The sequence below is a fragment of the Agromyces sp. NPDC052230 genome (assembly GCF_040679595.1).
Lineage (GTDB): Bacteria > Actinomycetota > Actinomycetes > Actinomycetales > Microbacteriaceae > Agromyces.
The window spans coordinates 195,310-212,333 of the sequence record NZ_JBFAVC010000001.1 but is presented as its reverse complement, the minus strand read 5'-3'; the positions used below and the strand labels follow the sequence as shown (position 1 = coordinate 212,333).

Below are 17,024 nucleotides of genomic sequence, written 5' to 3'. Positions count from 1 at the left end.
CGCTAGGCGGCGGCGGCCGGTGCAGCGCCGCCACGCGCGGACATCGCCATCCCGCTGCGGCGCGACCTGCGCTGAACCACCGCCGAGATCGCGTGGCTGCCCTGCAGCGCGATCGTCAACAGCACGAGCGCGGCGACCGCCTGCAACGGCCCGAATCCCATGACGAGCACGACGGCCACGCCGGCGGTGCCGGACACGGCGTCGATGGCGGTCCACCAGCCGGATGCCCCGAGCACGGCGGTCGACGCGCTCGGCGAGCCGGCGCGAGACATCCGACGCCCTCGCTCGAACCGGGCGAATACGAGCACCGCGGGCACGACGACGGCCGCGCCCACCCCGAGCCACAGCGGACGGGAGGCCCACCACGCGAAGCTCATCGGCTCGGGCAGCGCGAATCCGAACGTCGCGTTCGCGACGAGCAGCACACCGGCCAGCGCGACGAGCATGGGCATGTGCCACAGGTAGATGGTCATGGCACGATCGCCGATCGCGGCGATGGCGCGCGAGGCATCCGCTCGCTGGACCCAGGCGCGGAGGCGCGGGCGTGCCAGCTGGAAGAGCGCGAGCTGCGCGACGCCGAGCACGACCAGGCCGACCGAGGGCGGGTTGAGGTTCTCGTACATGTCGACGGGGTACGGACCCACGACCGTGAGCACGGCGAGGAGCGCGAGGGCGCCCGCGGCGATGCCCCACAGGGTGCGGCGCGAGAGCCGGTCGAGGCCGCCGTCGGCGAGGTGGAAGCCCAACTGCTGCACGAGCAGCCACACGAGCAGGAGATTCGCGAGGCCGATGGCCTCGATGCCCGTCGAGAGACGCGTGACGTCGACGGCGACGACCGCAGCGAGGAGTGCGAGCGGCGTGAGCACGCGGGCTCGTTCGTGCGCGCGCACCATGAGCGGCACCAGCGCCGAGAGGCCGACGTACACGGCCAGGAACCACAGCGGCTGGCCGACGCGGAAGCCCGCGGTGGCCACGACATCGGCCGGCACGCCGGCGAGCGAGAGCGCGACGAGTCCGGTGGCGACCACGGCCACGACCGCGATCAGCGGACGCACCAGCCGGCCCAGCCGGCCCCGGACGTACTCGGCCGGCGCCGCACCTCGCGAGCGCATCGAGCGCCAATGGTGGAAGCTCGAGAAGCCCCCCGCGATGAAGAAGAGCGGCATGATCTGCACGACCCAGCTGACCGGGCCGAACCAGGCCTGGTTCGCGAGAGCGTTCTCGAGCACCGGCCCCTCGGGGCCCATGGTCACGCCGAACATCATGGCGTGCAGGCCGAAGACGACCACGAGCAGCACCACGCGGATCGCGTCGACACTCGAGTCGCGCGCGACGCCTGAGCGTTGCCGAGCGGATGCTTCGCCGCGAACGGATGCCCCTGCCGGACGTGCCAGGGTGTCGGTCATGATCGTGCCCCATCCGGGCGGCCCCTCCGCCCATGCGTGAGCAGGTTACGAACGCGGTTCCGGCCGTCACATCCCCCGGTGGGGGCGTTCCGCCCCCGTACCCCGGTATGGGGGTCAGCCGCCTGGCTGCACGAGTCCCGTGTCGTAGGCGAGCACCACGGCGTGCACGCGGTCGCGCAGGCCGAGCTTCTGCAGGATCTTCGAGACGTGCGTCTTCACGGTCTGCTCGGCGATGAAGAGCGCCGTCGCGATCTCGCTGTTCGACATGCCGCGGCCCACGAGCGTCAGCACCTCGCGTTCGCGCTCGGTGAGCTCGTTGAGCCGCGTCGTCGAGGGTCGCGCGGGCGGTGCCGAACGGGCGAAATCCTCGATGAGCCGTCGGGTCACACTCGGCGCGAGCAGTGCGTCGCCCGCCGCCACGATGCGGACGGCCGTGGTGAGTTCGTCGGGCGTGGCATCCTTCAACAGGAACCCGCTCGCTCCGGCACGCAGTGCCTCGTACACGTACTCGTCGATGTCGAAGGTGGTCAACATGAGCACGCGCGGCACGTAGTCGGAACTCCGCGGCGGGGTCTGCAGGGCACGGGTCGCCTCGATGCCGTTCAGCTGCGGCATCCGCACGTCCATGACGACGACGTCGGGTCGCAGCTCGCGTGCGAGCGCGACCGCCTCGGCGCCGTCGGCGGCCTGGCCGACGACGTCGATGCCGGGCTGCGCGGCCAGCACCGCCGCGAACCCGGCACGCACCATCGCCTGGTCGTCGGCGACGAGCACCGAGATCGTCACGTCGTTCCTCCGTCCGACCCGAGCGGAAGGGTCGCGAGAACACGGTAGCCCCCACCCGGCCTCTCCCCGTACTCGGCGTGTCCGCCGAGGAGCGCCGCGCGCTCGCCGATGCCGATGAGACCGTGTCCACCGCCGTTCGTGTCGGGCCCCGGGGCATCGGTCGCCTGCTCGTTCTCGACCGAGACGATCAGGTCGCCCGCGAGCACCTCGACCGTCACGTGGGTCCTCGCACCCGGCGCGTGGCGCACGACGTTCGAGAGCGCCTCCTGCACGATGCGGTAGGCGGAGGTCGCGGCGAGTCCCGACGCGGGCAGCCCGTCGCCGAGTTCGAGCGTCACGGGGACTCCGGCGCGGTCGACGGATGCCACGAGCGCGGGCAGCTCGCGCACCCCGGGTTGCGGCGCGGTGTCGGGCGCCGCCTCGGCGCTGCGGAGCACCCCGAGCAGTTGCCGCATCTCGGTCATCGCCGAGCGGGCGGACGTCGCGATCTCGTCGAACTCGGCCTTCGCCGCATCGTTCAGCCCCGCCACGCGGTAGGGCGCGCTCGTCGCCTGTACGTGGATGATCGAGAGCCCGTGCGCGACGACGTCGTGCAGCTCGCGCGCGATGCGGTTACGCTCCTCGACGAGCATGCGACGCTGCTGCTCGGACGCGGTGTCGGCCCGTGCGCGGAAGAGCTCGTCGCCGATGAGCCGGCGCTGGGCGATGAGCAGCGCCACGGCCAAGGCGAGCGCGGTGACCGCCCCGGCGGTGACGAGGTTCGCGGCCGCACCGAGATCGACGAAGGCGAACGGCGTGGTGACCACGACGCCCGCGATCCACACGGAGAGGCCCACCCACCAGGTGCGCATGACGCCGAGCACGATGAGCAGAGCGCCCTGCGTGATGATCGTCGTGACCGGCCAGGGCCACGGGGCACCCGCGGAGTCGATCGACAGGATCGCGAACCAGAGCAGGCCCGCGGTCGCGACCACGCCCGCGGCCCATGGCCAGCGCACCGCCAACGGCAGCGCGCCGGCGAGCATGAGGCTGGTGGCGAACGCGGCGAGCAGGTGCACGCCGTAGAGGGTCGCCGCGAGCGGCACCGAGACCGCCACGAGCAGGACGGCGAACAGGGATGTCGCGACCCACGCCCACGCGCGGAACAGCCGTTCGTCGACCGTCCTGGGAGCAGGCGGAACGGGCGGCGGCGTCATCCGCTCGTGGTGGGTCGGGTTCCGGTGCTGGTGGTCCATGGTGGCAGCAGCCTGTCATGCGCGGCGCATGGGTGCATCCCTCCGCGGAGCCATCCGGGATCCCTACCTCGGTACGGGGGGCTGGTCTCTGCTAGCGTGTGGCCCGTAAACGGTCGATGCGCGCCCGTGATACCCACGGGTGGAGGTCCGGAAGGGGTCACGTGTCCGAAGTACAGGTCGACAGATTGCCATCGCGTCCACGCGAGCAGTGGACGGGTCAGGTCGGATTCATCCTCTCGGCCATCGGGTCGGCCGTCGGACTCGGCAACATCTGGCGGTTCCCGGGCGTGGCGTACGAGAACGGCGGGGGCGCGTTCCTCATCCCGTACCTCGTGGCGCTGCTCACCGCCGGTATCCCGATCCTGTTCCTCGACTACGCGATCGGGCATCGGTTCCGCGGGTCCGCGCCGATGTCGTTCCGCCGTCTCGGCGGCAAGGCCCTCGAGAGCCTCGGCTGGTTCCAGGTGATGATCTGCTTCGTGATCGCCCTGTACTACACGGTCGTGATCGCGTGGGCGCTCAGCTACTTCGTGTTCTCGTTCGATCTGCGCTGGGGCGACGACCCGGCCGCCTTCCTCACGGGCGACTACCTGCAGGTCGGCGAGCCGGGCCTCAGCTTCGAATTCGTGCCGAGCGTGCTCATCCCGCTGGTCTTCGTCTGGGCGGTGACGATCCTCGTCCTCGCCGCAGGCATCGCGAAGGGCGTGCAGCGGGCGAACGTGATCTTCCTGCCGCTGCTGTTCGTCGCGTTCCTCGTGCTCGTGGTGCGCTCGCTCTTCCTCGACGGCGCGGCGGACGGCCTCAACGCGCTGTTCACGCCCGACTGGGCGGCACTCGCCGACCCCGACGTCTGGATCGCCGCCTACAGCCAGATCTTCTTCTCGCTCTCCATCGCGTTCGGCATCATGATCACCTACGCGTCCTACCGCACCCGCAGGGCCAACCTCACGACCCCCGGGCTCGTGGTCGCCTTCGCGAACTCGTCGTTCGAGATCCTCGCGGGGATCGGCGTCTTCGCGACGCTCGGGTTCTTCGCGTTCCAGCAGGGCATCGCGGTCGGCGAGCTCGAGGGACTCACGGGCGTCGGACTCTCGTTCGTGACCTTCCCGGCGATCGTCTCGCAGATGCCCGGCGGCGAGATCTTCGGGGTGCTGTTCTTCGGCTCGCTCACGATGGCGGGCTTCACCTCGCTGCTCTCGGTGCTGCAGGTGGTGTCGGCGGGCTTCCAGGAGAAGTTCGGGCTCTCGCCGCGGCAGGCGGCTGCCTGGGTGGGCGGGGTCGCCGCCGTGCTCTCCATCCTGCTCTTCTCGACGACGACGGGCCTCCTCGCCCTCGACGTCACCGATCAGTGGGCGAACAACATCGGCATCGTGGCATCCGCGGTGCTCATGAGCGTGCTCGTGCTGTGGGTGCTTCGGCGTGGGCGAGAGTTGGAGTATCACCTGAACTCGGTCTCGACGTTCCGCGTGGGTCGCATCTGGGTGGTGCTCGTCTCCGTGCTCGCGCCGGTCGTGCTCGGCTACATGCTCATCTCGCGCATCATCACCCTGACGGTCGAAGGCTACGCGGATCTGCCCGGCTGGTACCTGCTTGCGATCGGATGGGGGGCGATCCTCGTGATCGTCGTGGGCGCGCTCGTGCTCACCGCGACGCGGTGGCGTTTCGATCCCGACCGGTTCGACGTGTGGCCGCCGTACCCGCCGGGGCCCCGAGCCGAAGTCGCCGCCGGGGCAGCGACACGACCTGAAGGCCCGACCTCGAATGGAGGAGCGTCATGAGCCCGCTCGCCGTCTTCTTCCTCGTGCTCGCGTTGGTGCTCGTCTGGGGTGGACTCATGGCGAGCGCGCTCTTCCTGCGTCGACGTCCGCATGCCGAGGGCATGCCGCCCGGCGGCGAGGACGACCACCGCGAAGACGACGCGCCCGTCGAGCGCGACACCTGAATCGCCCGCGTCCGCCCGCCTACGTATCCTGCTCGGCGGCGGCGGCGCGCATTTCGGCGGAGGCCCGGATGTCGGCCTCACGCTGCTTCCGGTTCTTCTCGATGCGACGCTCGCTCCGGAGCGGGAGCTGCATGCGCTCTTCCGCCGCGATGCCGGCGCGGAGCTGGCGGGCCCGCTCGACCTCGGTGTCGAGCACGGCGCCGAACAGCAGGGCGAGGTTCGAGAGCCAGACCCACAGGAGGAAGGCCACCACGACGCCGAGGCCACGATACGTCCCCTCGAAGGTGCCGAAGCTGAACACGAACGCGCCGAACAGGGTCGTGGTCCCGACCCACGACAGGAGCGCCACACCTGCGCCGACGCTGAACCAGCGCAGGTGACGCCGCTTCACGTTCGGTGCTGCCCAATAGAGCAGTGCGATCACGACGATGCCGATGGCGGCGAGCACAGGGAGCTTGCCGAGGTCCCACCAGAACACGACACCCTCGTCGAGACCCAGCGTCCGGGCGGCGGACTCCGCTGCCGGGCCGGTGAGCAGCAGTGCGAGCGCCGCGGCGGTCATCAGCACGACCACGATCGCGGCGACGCCGCTCATCTTGAGCTGCATGAACCAGTACCTCCGGCCCTCCTCGACCCGGTAGATGCGGTTCATGCCGCGACCGAAGGTGCCGACGAATCCCGACGTCGCCCACACCGCGCCGACCACGCCGATCACGAACGCCGTCGCCGCGTGCGAGGCATCCAGCAGTTCCTCGACGACCTCGCGGACCGGACCCATGGCGGATGCCACGGCCAGGGTGTCGATCACTCGCAGCACATCGGTCGCGACCGCCTCGGCGTCACCCACGATCCCGATGAGGGCGAGGAGCGCGAGGAGCGCCGGGAAGATCGCGAGCACCGCCGTGTAGGTGAGGGCGGACGCAAGGTCGACGACCTGGTGGATGCGGTATTCGTGCACCGTACGGGTGAGGATGACCCGCCAGTCCTCGCGCGAGAGTTGCACCGGGGAGTCGGTGTCGGTCATGGTGCGGGCGCCTCCTCGCCGAAGTGGCTGACGAGAGCCTACGCCCGCGGCCACTCCCTGCGGCAGGGCTTGCGCGACGCGTGAGCCGAGGTGCGCGTGCGAGCCGCGGCGGGATCGTGCGGAACAAATAGAAAGTGACGCTATCGATAGTGTTACTCTCAGTAGGTGAAGATCTCGGAGGTATCGCGACTGACAGGGGTTCCCCCCACGACGGTGAAGTACTACCTTCGCGAGGGCCTCGTCCATGCGGGCGAGCGCGTCGAGCGCAACCAGACCGCATACGACGACACGCATGTGCAACGGGTACGACTCGTGCGGGCGCTGATCGAAACGGGAGGCCTGTCGATCGCAGCCGCCAAGGAGGTGCTCGCCACACTCGACGCCGACGACTCGTCGCTCGCCGACACCTTCGACGTGGCGTGCCGGGCCATCAGCGTGGGCGGCGCGGCTGCCGGGGCATCCGACGCGGGCGCACGCGAACGGATCGCGACCTTGGCAGCCGCCCACGGCTGGCGCACGACCCCCGAGAACCCGGGCTTCGCTGTGGCGGCGCAGGTGCTCGACGCCTTCGCCGCGACCGGGTACGAGCCGTCCCGCGGGTTCCTCGACGCGTACGCGTCCGCGGCATCCGTCATCGCCAGGGCCGACCTGGAGGCCCTGACGACCCGCACTCGGCCCGACCTCGTCGCCGAGCTCATGGTGGTCGGAACCGTGCTCGGCGATGCGCTCATCGCGGGGCTCCGCCGGCTTGCGCAGGAGCACGAGACCACGCAGTTCTTTCCGGTGCCCACCGGACTCGACGACCAGGAGGAAGCGAAATGACCATCACACATGTCGTGCTCGGAGCGAACGGCGTGGTCGGCCGGGAGACGACCGCGGCGCTTCGCGCGAGAGGACTCGCGGTCACGGCGGTCGCGCGATCGCGACGGGCCATCGACGGCGTGACCTCCGTCGCCGCCGATCTTCTCGATGCGGAGTCCGCCGTGAACGCCCTGCGCGGCGCCCACGCCGCCTACCTCACGGTAGGCCTGCCGTACTCGACGAAAGCGTGGCGCCACGACTGGCCGATCGTCATGCGGAACACGATCGACGCCTGCCTCGCGAACGGCACGCGGCTCGTGTACTTCGACAATGTCTACGCCTACGGCAAGGTGGATGGGCCGATGACGGAGTCGACGCCCATTCGGCCCAGCAGCGGGAAGGGCGAGGTGCGCGCCTCGCTGCTCGCGTTGCTCGACACCGCCGTTCGCGAGCGCGGACTCGAGCTCACGATCGGGCGAAGCGCGGACTTCTACGGTCCGGATGCCGCAACGAGCGCGTTCAACATGTACGCGATCGACCGTGTGGTCGACGGAAAGCGCCCGGTGTGGCTCTTCGACTCGCACCAGCCGCACTCGATGACGTACACGCCCGACATCGGTGAAGCCCTCGCCGTACTGGGAATCGACGAGCGCGCCCTCGCGCGGACGTGGCACCTGCCGACCGCGCCCGCCCTGACCGGAGCGGAATACCTCGAGCTCGCGAGCGACGGCGCACTGCGCGGCACGACGATGTCCATGGCCACGATGCGCCTGGGCGCCCTGTTCGTCGGCGCGGCGCGCGAGTCGCTCGAGATGGCGTACCAGTACACCGCGCCGTACGTGTTCGACTCCAGCGCGTTCGAGAGGACGTTCGAGATGGCGCCGACACCGTATCGCGACGGGATCGCGGCGGCGCTCGGCCGCGCGCGGGTCGGGGCGGGAGCGTAGCGCGTCGTGAGTGGACGCTCGGCGATCAGCCGAGGTGTGCGTGCAAAAAGGCCGCGACGCTTGCGCGAAGCGTCTCATCGAGGATGCCGATCGAATGCTCGTCGCCCGGCACGATGGCGAACTCGACCGGGATGCCTGCCGTGGTCAAGGCTGTGGCGAAGCGCTGCGACTGCCCCAGAGGCACCGCCTCCTGCTGGGCGTGCCCGATGAAGACGGGCGGGTCGCTGGGGTCGAGGAATGTCGCGGGGGAGGCATCCGCCGCCTGCGGGCACGCCTCGAGGCTCGCGCCGGGCTCGCAGTCGAGGTAGTCGGCGACGATGCCGTGGAGCCACGGGGTGGCGGCATCGGCCGCGAGCTCGGCTGGGGTGAGCCCGACCGGGCCCGACAGCTCGGCGACCGCCGCGACGCGGGAGCCCTCGTCGAGCGGTCCTTCGCCCGTGGCGCCGAGGAGCGCGGCGAGGTTGCCGCCGGCCGACCCGCCGAACACCCCGATTCGAGCCGGGTCGATGCCGAACCGTTCAACTTGCTCTGGGGCGCGCAACCACTCGACCGCCAGGGCGACGTCCTCGATGGCGGCCGGGAATCGCACGTCGGGCACGAGCCGGTAGTTGACGGATGCCGCGACGAAGCCCTCGCTGGCCAGCCACAGGCACACGTTGCGCCAGTCGGTGTTCGCCTTGTCGCCCCGCGCCCAACTGCCCCCGTGGATCGACACCACCGCGGGACGTGTCGGCGTGAGCGCCTCGGCGGGAGGAGCGCACACGTCGAGCGTGAGGAGCGTGCCGTCCTCCCGGGTGCCGTACTCGAGGTCGGCCTGCACGTCGAGCCCCGCCGGTGCCGTGAACGTGCGGATGCCGATCATCTGCGCGCTCGCGATCTCGCTCGCGACATCGGGACCCTGCGGATCGATCTCCCGCAGCGGCAGGTGGAAGCCCGAGAGTGCGCTGACGCCCACGATGGCCGCCATGACGGCAAGCGCGGCCGCCGTGATCCGCCTGGCGCGGATGCCGGAGCCGCCTGTGATTCGGGTCGAGGTCACACCGGCTCCGGGTTCAGGGGTGGAGTGATGCTATCTCACGTTCGGGCGCTGTCGAGACCTGTCGGCCGCGTCGGCGCTCCTCAACCCGCGGACTCGTCGCCGAGGGCACCGCTCAGGAGGGACCCCGGCTGGGACACGGCGCAGACGACGACTCGGTCTCCGGACTCCCATTCCTCCTTCGTGGGAAGGAACCGCTCGATGGCGAACTCGGTGTCTTCGGGGCGGTCGCCGTTCCGTCGGAGTCGGTGAAGCAGTCACCGACGGTGAGCGGATGTCGACGGCCTGCCCGTAGTCCGCCGTCGACCCGTCCCATGCGTCGATCGGGGGCAGTCCGTCGGTCGCGCCGATCCACTCCCAGGCCGTGGCTGCCTGCCCGGTATGCGTCTGCACCGGAATGGGTGCGAACAGTCCCGATTCGAGGGCGGTCTGTTCACGCCGGTCATGGCGGAGACGCCTGCGGGGGTCCACCAGCCGCGAAATCGTGAGCGCTGATGAGCCGCAGCGGGGAGGGATCCGGCGCGGCGTCGGAGCCGGAGGCAGTCGGCGGCGGATCGGGCTCTGGCGAAACGGGAGTCGTCATGGGCACCTCGCGCGACGTCGGGCGTCCGGGCCCGTGATCGAAGGTCGCCGCGGTACCCGTCGGATGCGCTCACGATAGCCGCGATGTCGGATCTCGAACGGCGGTGGCGCCGCGACCTCGGGGCGCTTTCCCAGCCGAAATCCGGTATCGTTGCCGAGTCGGTTCTGGACACCGCGCTGTGCGCGGATGGGTTTGTGAGTCCAAAGGGCCGGTTTCGAGGCATGGGCCTCGGATAGTCACCGTATGTGAACGGCCCCGGTCGACGATGTTCCGGGTTCTCAGTGTGCTGCCCCCGCAGCGGTACTGCCATGTACACGAGTACAACCCAGGAAGCACGACCATGCCCAAGAACAAGAAACCCGCGGGTGGACGCCCCGCCAGGAACTTCGACCCCTCGTACGCGAAGGGCGGCTCGAAGGGCGGTCCGGCCCGCGCCGGATCGGCCAAGCCCGGCTCGCGCAGCGCCGGGCACCGCGGCTATCGCCCCGAGGAGGCGGATGCCCCCCGCAAGGAGCGCTGGTCGCGAGACGAGCGCGTCGCCTCCGGACGCACGCCGCACCGCGCCGACCGTGAAGGCCGCGACATCCGCCCGGCCCGCCCGCACTACCGCGAGGACCGTCCCACCCGCTCCTTCGACCGTGATGACCGTGCGCCCCGCCGCGACCGCGACGATCGCCCCGCCCGCTCGTACGACCGGAATGATCGGAACGATCGCCCCGCCCGCTCGTTCGACCGCACCGACCGGAACGTTCGCCCCGCACGGTCGTACGACCGGAACGACCGGAACGACCGGAACGACCGGAACGACCGGAACAACCGGAACAACCGGAACGATCGCCCCGCGCGCTCGTACGATCGCAGCGACCGTCCTGCGCGATCGTTCGACCGTTTCGACCGCGCCGACCGCCCGGCCCGTCGGGACGACCGGGCTCCCCGCGACGAGTTCGATCGCCCCGGATTCAACGAGTCGGGCCGCCGCGCCTCCGACTTCTACCCCGCCAAGGACCAGGCCCGTTTCACGCCGGCCGACGACGTCGTGCTCGAGCGCCTCGAGGCCGAGGCCATCCAGGCCGAGGCGGTCGACGGCGTGACGTTCGCCGACCTCGGGCTCGGCGGCAACGTCGTGCGCGCGCTCAAGGATCTCGGCGCCGAGTCGCCGTTCCCGATCCAGGCCGCCACGATCCCCGCAGTGCTCGAAGGTCGCGACGTGCTCGGCCGCGGCAAGACCGGCTCCGGCAAGACCATCGCGTTCGGTGCTCCCGCCGTGGAGCGGCTCATGCAGCTCTGGACGGAGTCGGGCAAGTCGGGCGGCAAGCGTCAGATGGGCCGCAAGCCCCGCGCGCTCATCCTCGCCCCGACCCGCGAGCTGGCCCTGCAGATCGACCGCACGGTGCAGCCCATCGCGCAGAGCGTCGGCCTCTTCACCACCCAGATCTACGGCGGCGTGCCCCAGGGTCGCCAGGTCGGCGCGCTGCAACGCGGCGTCGACATCGTGATCGGCACGCCCGGCCGCATCGAGGACCTCATCGAGCAGCGTCGCCTCGACCTCTCCGAGGTCGTCGTCACCGTGGTCGACGAGGCCGACCACATGTGCGACCTCGGCTTCCTCGAGCCCGTGCAGCGCATCCTGCGTCACACGGCCGATGGGGGCCAGAAGCTGCTCTTCTCGGCGACCCTCGACTCGGGCGTCGCGGAGCTCGTCAATGAGTTCCTCGTCGATCCGGCGGTGCATGAGGTCGCGGGCGAAGACCAGGCGTCGTCGACGATCGAGCACCGCGTGTTCATCATCGAGAACCGCGAGAAGCGCGACATCGTCGCCCAACTGGCCAACCGCGAGGGCAAGACCCTCGTGTTCAGCCGCACGCGCGCGTTCGCCGAGGATCTCACCGAGCACCTCGAGGACTACGGCATCCGCGCCGTCGCCCTGCACGGCGACCTCAACCAGTCGCGCCGCACGCGCAACCTGCAGCAGCTCACCTCGGGTCGGGTCAACGTGCTGGTGGCGACGGATGTCGCGGCCCGCGGCATCCATGTCGACGACATCGATCTCGTGATCCAGGCCGACGCTCCCGACGAGTACAAGACCTACCTGCACCGGTCGGGCCGCACCGGACGCGCCGGCAAGGAAGGTCGCGTCGTGACGCTCATCCCGGGAAACCGCCAGCGTCGGATGACCGACCTGCTCGGTCGTGCCGAGATCGACGTGGCCTTCGAGCGCGTGGCGCTCGGCGACGACCCGTTCGCCCAGGCGGAGCCCGCCGGCGAGCAGCTGGCCGTCTGAGGCATCCGCCCGACTGATCCGCCGAAGGCTCGCTCCCACGTGGGCGAGCCTTCGGCGTCGGGCGCAACCGCCCGGTCGCGCGTCAGGCTCCCTTGCGGGGGCGGAGCACGTTCTCCTGCGCCTTCTCGCGCTTCGCAGCTCGCTTGTCCTTGAGGGTGGTCTGGGCTTGCTTCTTCGCGCCGTCGCGGCGCGCCGACTTGGCCATGTTCGCTCCGTTCACTTCGCGTCCATGCCCTCGCGGGCACGAACCTCCATCACATTGCGTGATGCCGGACTCCCGGCATGAACCCTCGACCATAGCCCACCCACGAGAGAAAGTCATTTCCGTGCTGACCGGGAAATTTCCTACGATCTGGGCTATTCTGGTGGGTCACGTGAAAGGAAGGTCGCAACGATGGAAGGATTCCTTCGGAAACTGCGGACGCTCGACGCGGACGATTTCGCACGCCTCGCCCAGGAGCAGACCAACACGCGACGACGTCGTCGCGATCCTGCGTATCGGGCGGCGCGCGAGAAGCTCACGCGCCTCGACGACGGCGGCGCTGTCGGCATCATGATCCGCGAGGCGGTGCTCGAGTCGATCCGCGAGAGCGGCTACTCGGGCGAGCAGCTCCCGGCCATCACAGCGTCGTGGTGGACGGGTCTCGCGCGCGCGTTCGAGGCCGAGCTCAGCGCGGAGGAGTACTCCGCGCTGACGTCGGTGTGGGATTCGGCGGTGGGCCGGGCAGCGCGCGTCGCCGCCGCCGACGAGAATCTGGCCAGCGCCGGCTGACCGGGCGCCGGCGTTCCGTCGGCATGGATGAGACGGATGCCCCGACCGAGTGGCGGTCGGGGCATCCGTTTGCCATGCGCCTGTGATTCTCGTCTCACATCTCTCACGGCTCGTCGGAGAGCATGCGTATGACGAGCGCGACCATGAGGTCCTTCTCCTTCGGGTCGCTCATGGCGACCATGAGCGTGATGGCGGCGAGCGCGTTGTTCGTGATGCGCGGCAGTCCCCGATGGTCAATGAGGGTGCCGTTCTTCGACAGGAAGTGCACGAAGAGCGCGGCGGCGCTCCGCTTGTTCCCGTCGGAAAGCGGGTGATCCTTGACGACCAGGTACAGCAGGTTCGCCGCTTGGTCTTGCACCGTCGGATAAAGTTGCTGACCGCCGAATGTCTGGTAGATCGCGGCGACGACGCCCTTGAGCGCGTCCCCGCGTTCCCTGCCGAAGAGCTGATCGTCGGAAAATTCGGCGCCGACCTGAGCGATCACCGAACGCGCTTCGCCGTAGCTCAGCACCCAGCTGGGCGCATCACCGGTGGGGGAGGTGATGGTGCCCTCGTCGTAGTCGCGGAGCGCTGTGAGCCCGGGCAGGTACCCCGCGAGCACATCGGCGACACCGGAGACCAGCTGGTCGCTGGATCTGGCGAGGACCCGCACGATGGACCCGAGTTGTTCGAGCCGGCGCTCGTTGAGGGCGGCGCCCTCGATCACGTAGCGTTTCAATGTCTCATTCGCCCACCGACGGAAATGGATGCCCTCGGGCGATTTCACGCGATAGCCGATCGAGAGCACGGCATCGAGGTTGTAGTGCTCGACTTGGTAGGTCTTGCCGTCGGTGGCAGTTGTCGCATATTTTGCGACAACTGGGATCCCGTCGAGTTCCTCCCGCCGAGCGTTGGAGAGATGCTTCCCGATAGTCTTCACATCGCGACCGAACAGGGCCGCCATCTGCAGACGCGTGAGCCATACCGTCTCGGCGTCCGAACGGACTTCGAGGGTGATGGATCCGTCCTTCGAACGGTAGAACTCGACGTGGGCAGGCTCGTCCATGGCTTCCTTCGTTCTGGTGGCGTTCTCTCGGGTGTCCGGCACTGCGTTGAGTCAGCGTATCGGCCGGCACCCACAGCGTGACCGGCTCGCGGCGTGGGAGCGATGCCCCGACCGAGTGGCGGTCGGGGCATCCGTTTGCCATAATTACTACCTGAACGGTCGGTCACTAATTCCTGCCCTGATTGCGGGGCGGACGCCTAGTCTGGGCGTGAGCGATCCATCACAGACAATGCGGTCAGGAGTGAGACATGGCGGAGGCCTACCTCGTCGGCGGAGTGCGCACCCCGGTCGGTCGTTACGGGGGTGTGCTCGGGAGCGTGCGGCCCGATGACCTCGCCGCGCTCGTGGTCGGCGAAGCGCTGCGCCGTGCGGGTCTCGACACCGACGAGATCGCCTCGGGCGCCATCGACGAGGTCATCCTCGGCGCCGCGAACCAGGCCGGTGAAGACAACCGCAACGTCGCACGGATGTCGGTGCTGCTCGCCGGCCTTCCCGACTCGGTGCCCGGCATCACCGTGAACCGCCTCTGCGCTTCGGGCATGTCGGCCATCACCATGGCCGCGCAGGCGATTCGCGCGGGCGACGCCGACCTCATCGTGGCCGGCGGCGTCGAGTCCATGACGCGCGCCCCGTGGGTGCAGGCCAAGCCCGAGAAGGCGTGGGCCAAGCCCGGTGCGGCGTACGACACCTCGATCGGATGGCGGTTCCCGAACCCCAAGCTCCTCGCCCGCGACAAGGCGACGTACTCCATGCCCGAGACGGCCGAGGAGGTCGCCCGGGTCGACGGCATCACGCGTGGTGAAGCCGACGCCTTCGCCCTGCTCTCGCAGCAGCGAGCCGTCGCGGCGATCGAGGCCGGTCGTTTCGAGGCCGAGATCGTCGGCGTGCCCACCGCACGCGGCGAGGTCCTCGTCGACGAGGGGCCGCGTCCCGACACCACGATGGAGGCCCTCTCGGGCCTGCGTGCGGTCGTCCCCGGCGGCTCGGTCGTGACGGCCGGCAATTCGAGCTCGCTCAACGACGGGGCATCCGCCATCGTCGTCGCGAGTGCCGAGGCCGTCGAGCGGTACGGGCTCACACCGCGCGCGCGCATCGTCGTCGGTGCCTCGGCGGGAATCGCCCCCGAGATCATGGGACTGGGCCCGGTGCCCGCGACCCAGAAGGCGCTCGCCCGTTCGGGCCTGACGGTGCACGACCTCGGGTCGATCGAGCTCAACGAGGCGTTCGCGACGCAGTCGATCGCCTCGATGCGGCGCCTCCACCTCGACGCCACGCGCGTGAACGCCGACGGTGGGGCCATCGCTCTCGGGCATCCGCTCGGCTCGTCGGGTTCGCGCCTCGTCGTGACGCTCCTCGGCCGCATGGAGCGCGAGGACTCGCGCTACGGGCTCGCGACCATGTGCGTGGGCGTCGGACAGGGCTCGGCGCTCATCGTGGAGCGCATGTGATGTCGGCGACGGATGCCGCGGCGGCACGTCATTCCTCCGCGGCCGGCGACGAGGGTGGGACCGCGCCGTTGCTCATCGAGCGGCGGGACGACCGCGTCGTTGCGACCCTCAATCGCCCCGAAGTGCGCAATGCGATCGACCAGGCGACCATCGACGCACTGCACGCGCTCTGTGCCGAGCTCGAGGCCGACCCGCGCATCCTCGTCCTCACCGGTGCGGCCGGCGTGTTCGCGTCGGGCGCCGACATCTCCCAACTGCGCGACCGCCGCGCCGACGACGCTCGCGCGGGGATCAACGCCAACGCGTTCGTGCGGGTCGCCGAACTGCCGATGCCCGTGATCGCCGCGCTCGACGGCTTCGCGCTGGGCGGCGGTGCCGAACTCGCGTATGCCGCCGACATCCGCATCGCCACGCCGTCGCTGAAGATCGGCAACCCCGAGACCGGTCTCGGCATCATCGCGGCCGCAGGCGCGAGCTGGCGTCTCAAGGAGATCGTGGGCGAGGCGCGCGCCATCGAACTGCTGCTCACCGGCCGGGCGATCGGCGCCGGGGAGGCGCTCGAGATCGGCCTCGTGACCGAACTGCACCCCGCCGACGAGCTGCTGCCGGCCGCGCACGCCATCGCCGACCGGATCGCCCGCAACGACCGCGCCGCGACGATCGCCACGAAGCGCGTGTTCCGCGCGCCCCGGGAGGCGCACCCCGCCGTCGACCTCGAGGAGCAGGCCGTGCTCTTCGAGAGCCCCGAGAAGTACCGACGCATGACCGAGTTCCTCGAGAGGCGGAAGACGTGAGCGACTCCAACGGCGGGGCCCCCGCGAGGCGAACGGCGAGCGGAGCACCGTCCGACGTCGGCGTGCTCGGCGGCGGGCGCATGGGCGCGGGCATCGCGCACGCATTCCTGCTGGCCGGCTCGCGGGTCACGGTCGTCGAGCGTGACGCGGATGCCGCGGCCGCGGCGTCGAAGCGGGTGCTCGAGTCCGTCGAGGCATCCGCCGCCCGCGGCACCGCCGACGAGGACGCACGCGTCATCGGCGCGCGATTCGCGACGAGCACCGACGTGGCCGACTTCGCCCGCTGCGACCTCGTGGTCGAGGCGGTGCCCGAAGACCTGGACCTGAAGATCGACGCGCTCACCCGCGTCGAGGCGGTGCTCGGGCCCGACGCAGCGCTCGCGTCGAACACGTCGTCGATCTCGATCGACCAGCTGGCGGCGCTCCTCGAGCGTCCGTCGCGGTTCCTCGGCATGCACTTCTTCAACCCCGTGCCCGCGTCGCAGCTCGTCGAGATCGTTCGCGGCGACGCGACCGGCGGCGTGCTCGTGGCCGAGGCCCGGGAGTGGGTCGATGCCATCGGCAAGACGCCCATCGTCGTCACGGATGCCCCGGGCTTCGCGTCGTCGCGACTGGGCGTCGCCCTCGGCCTCGAGGCCATCCGCATGCTCGAGGACGGCGTCGCGAGCGCCGAGGACATCGACAACGCGATGACGCTCGGGTACAAGCATCCGATCGGCCCGCTGCGGCTCACCGACATCGTCGGACTCGACGTGCGACTCGGCATCGCCGAGTACCTCTCGTCGACGCTCGGCGAGCGATTCGACCCGCCCACGCTGCTGCGCCGCATGGTCGCCGAGGGCAAGCTCGGCCGGAAGAGCGGCGAGGGCTTCTACCTGTGGGACGCCCCGTGACGCAGTCATGCCCAGCGACTCGATGAAGACG

16 protein-coding genes are annotated in these 17,024 nt (G+C 70.2%); 9 read left to right on the top strand and 7 right to left on the bottom strand.

The window, feature by feature from the left end; all coding sequences use genetic code 11:
* Positions 1 to 2: 2 nt before the first annotated feature.
* The 3 genes from AB0K73_RS01000 to AB0K73_RS00990 form a co-directional block, all read right to left on the bottom strand.
* Complete coding sequence (locus AB0K73_RS01000; protein ID WP_360511053.1) at positions 3 to 1,406, bottom strand: acyltransferase; 1,404 nt, start codon at positions 1,404 to 1,406, stop codon at positions 3 to 5.
* A 114-nt stretch (positions 1,407 to 1,520) separates the two neighbouring features.
* On the bottom strand, positions 1,521 to 2,192 hold the full coding sequence (locus tag AB0K73_RS00995) for a response regulator transcription factor (protein WP_360511054.1): 672 nt from the start codon (positions 2,190 to 2,192) through the stop codon (positions 1,521 to 1,523).
* On the bottom strand, positions 2,189 to 3,427 hold the full coding sequence (locus AB0K73_RS00990) for a histidine kinase (RefSeq protein ID WP_360511055.1): 1,239 nt from the start codon (positions 3,425 to 3,427) through the stop codon (positions 2,189 to 2,191). The genes AB0K73_RS00995 and AB0K73_RS00990 overlap by 4 nt, the downstream gene beginning before the upstream one ends.
* 161 nt (positions 3,428 to 3,588) lie before the next feature.
* Between AB0K73_RS00990 and AB0K73_RS00985 the strand changes: the two genes are divergently transcribed.
* Both AB0K73_RS00985 and AB0K73_RS00980 read left to right on the top strand, forming a co-directional pair.
* On the top strand, positions 3,589 to 5,205 hold the full coding sequence (locus AB0K73_RS00985) for a sodium-dependent transporter (RefSeq protein ID WP_360511056.1): 1,617 nt from the start codon (positions 3,589 to 3,591) through the stop codon (positions 5,203 to 5,205).
* Positions 5,202 to 5,369, top strand: a complete 168-nt coding sequence (locus AB0K73_RS00980) for a methionine/alanine import family NSS transporter small subunit (RefSeq protein WP_360511057.1) — start codon at positions 5,202 to 5,204, stop codon at positions 5,367 to 5,369. The genes AB0K73_RS00985 and AB0K73_RS00980 overlap by 4 nt, the downstream gene beginning before the upstream one ends.
* A gap of 19 nt (positions 5,370 to 5,388) precedes the next feature.
* On the opposite strand, the gene AB0K73_RS00975 is transcribed toward AB0K73_RS00980, so the two are convergent.
* Positions 5,389 to 6,393 (bottom strand): YihY/virulence factor BrkB family protein, encoded by a 1,005-nt coding sequence (locus tag AB0K73_RS00975; protein WP_360511058.1) that lies wholly within the window; start codon positions 6,391 to 6,393, stop codon positions 5,389 to 5,391.
* Positions 6,394 to 6,558: 165 nt separating this feature from the next.
* Between AB0K73_RS00975 and AB0K73_RS00970 the strand changes: the two genes are divergently transcribed.
* Positions 6,559 to 7,215 (top strand): MerR family transcriptional regulator, encoded by a 657-nt coding sequence (locus AB0K73_RS00970; protein WP_360511059.1) that lies wholly within the window; start codon positions 6,559 to 6,561, stop codon positions 7,213 to 7,215.
* Positions 7,212 to 8,141, top strand: a complete 930-nt coding sequence (locus tag AB0K73_RS00965; RefSeq protein WP_360511060.1) for an NAD-dependent epimerase/dehydratase family protein — start codon at positions 7,212 to 7,214, stop codon at positions 8,139 to 8,141. Before AB0K73_RS00970 ends, AB0K73_RS00965 begins: the two co-directional genes overlap by 4 nt.
* Positions 8,142 to 8,166: 25 nt before the next feature.
* On the opposite strand, the gene AB0K73_RS00960 is transcribed toward AB0K73_RS00965, so the two are convergent.
* Entirely contained in the window at positions 8,167 to 9,180 is a 1,014-nt protein-coding gene (locus AB0K73_RS00960; RefSeq protein ID WP_360511061.1) for an alpha/beta hydrolase, read from the bottom strand.
* 920 nt (positions 9,181 to 10,100) lie between these two features.
* On the opposite strand from AB0K73_RS00960, the gene AB0K73_RS00955 reads away from it, so the two are divergent.
* On the top strand, positions 10,101 to 12,041 hold the full coding sequence (locus tag AB0K73_RS00955; protein ID WP_360511062.1) for a DEAD/DEAH box helicase: 1,941 nt from the start codon (positions 10,101 to 10,103) through the stop codon (positions 12,039 to 12,041).
* Between the two features lie 82 nt (positions 12,042 to 12,123).
* On the opposite strand, the gene AB0K73_RS00950 is transcribed toward AB0K73_RS00955, so the two are convergent.
* Positions 12,124 to 12,246: a hypothetical protein gene (locus AB0K73_RS00950; protein WP_360511063.1), complete on the bottom strand. Its 123-nt coding sequence runs from the start codon at positions 12,244 to 12,246 to the stop codon at positions 12,124 to 12,126.
* A 189-nt stretch (positions 12,247 to 12,435) separates the two neighbouring features.
* On the opposite strand from AB0K73_RS00950, the gene AB0K73_RS00945 reads away from it, so the two are divergent.
* The gene (locus tag AB0K73_RS00945; RefSeq protein WP_360511064.1) at positions 12,436 to 12,813 is read left to right on the top strand and encodes a hypothetical protein; all 378 of its coding nucleotides are present in this window, start codon (positions 12,436 to 12,438) and stop codon (positions 12,811 to 12,813) included.
* 103 nt (positions 12,814 to 12,916) lie between these two features.
* Here the strand turns inward: AB0K73_RS00945 and rhuM are convergent, their stop codons facing one another.
* Positions 12,917 to 13,858 carry a RhuM family protein gene (gene rhuM, locus AB0K73_RS00940; protein ID WP_360511065.1) on the bottom strand — a complete coding sequence of 314 codons (942 nt, stop codon included), beginning with the start codon at positions 13,856 to 13,858 and terminating at the stop codon, positions 12,917 to 12,919.
* A gap of 248 nt (positions 13,859 to 14,106) precedes the next feature.
* On the opposite strand from rhuM, the gene AB0K73_RS00935 reads away from it, so the two are divergent.
* Genes AB0K73_RS00935 through AB0K73_RS00925 form a run of 3 tightly spaced genes read left to right on the top strand, consistent with a single transcriptional unit; the run spans position 14,107 to position 16,993 of the window.
* Positions 14,107 to 15,306: an acetyl-CoA C-acyltransferase gene (locus AB0K73_RS00935; RefSeq protein ID WP_360511066.1), complete on the top strand. Its 1,200-nt coding sequence runs from the start codon at positions 14,107 to 14,109 to the stop codon at positions 15,304 to 15,306.
* Positions 15,306 to 16,100: an enoyl-CoA hydratase/isomerase family protein gene (locus tag AB0K73_RS00930; protein ID WP_360511067.1), complete on the top strand. Its 795-nt coding sequence runs from the start codon at positions 15,306 to 15,308 to the stop codon at positions 16,098 to 16,100. The genes AB0K73_RS00935 and AB0K73_RS00930 overlap by 1 nt, the downstream gene beginning before the upstream one ends.
* Positions 16,097 to 16,993 carry a 3-hydroxyacyl-CoA dehydrogenase family protein gene (locus tag AB0K73_RS00925; RefSeq protein ID WP_360511068.1) on the top strand — a complete coding sequence of 299 codons (897 nt, stop codon included), beginning with the start codon at positions 16,097 to 16,099 and terminating at the stop codon, positions 16,991 to 16,993. Before AB0K73_RS00930 ends, AB0K73_RS00925 begins: the two co-directional genes overlap by 4 nt.
* Positions 16,994 to 17,024: the final 31 nt, after the last annotated feature.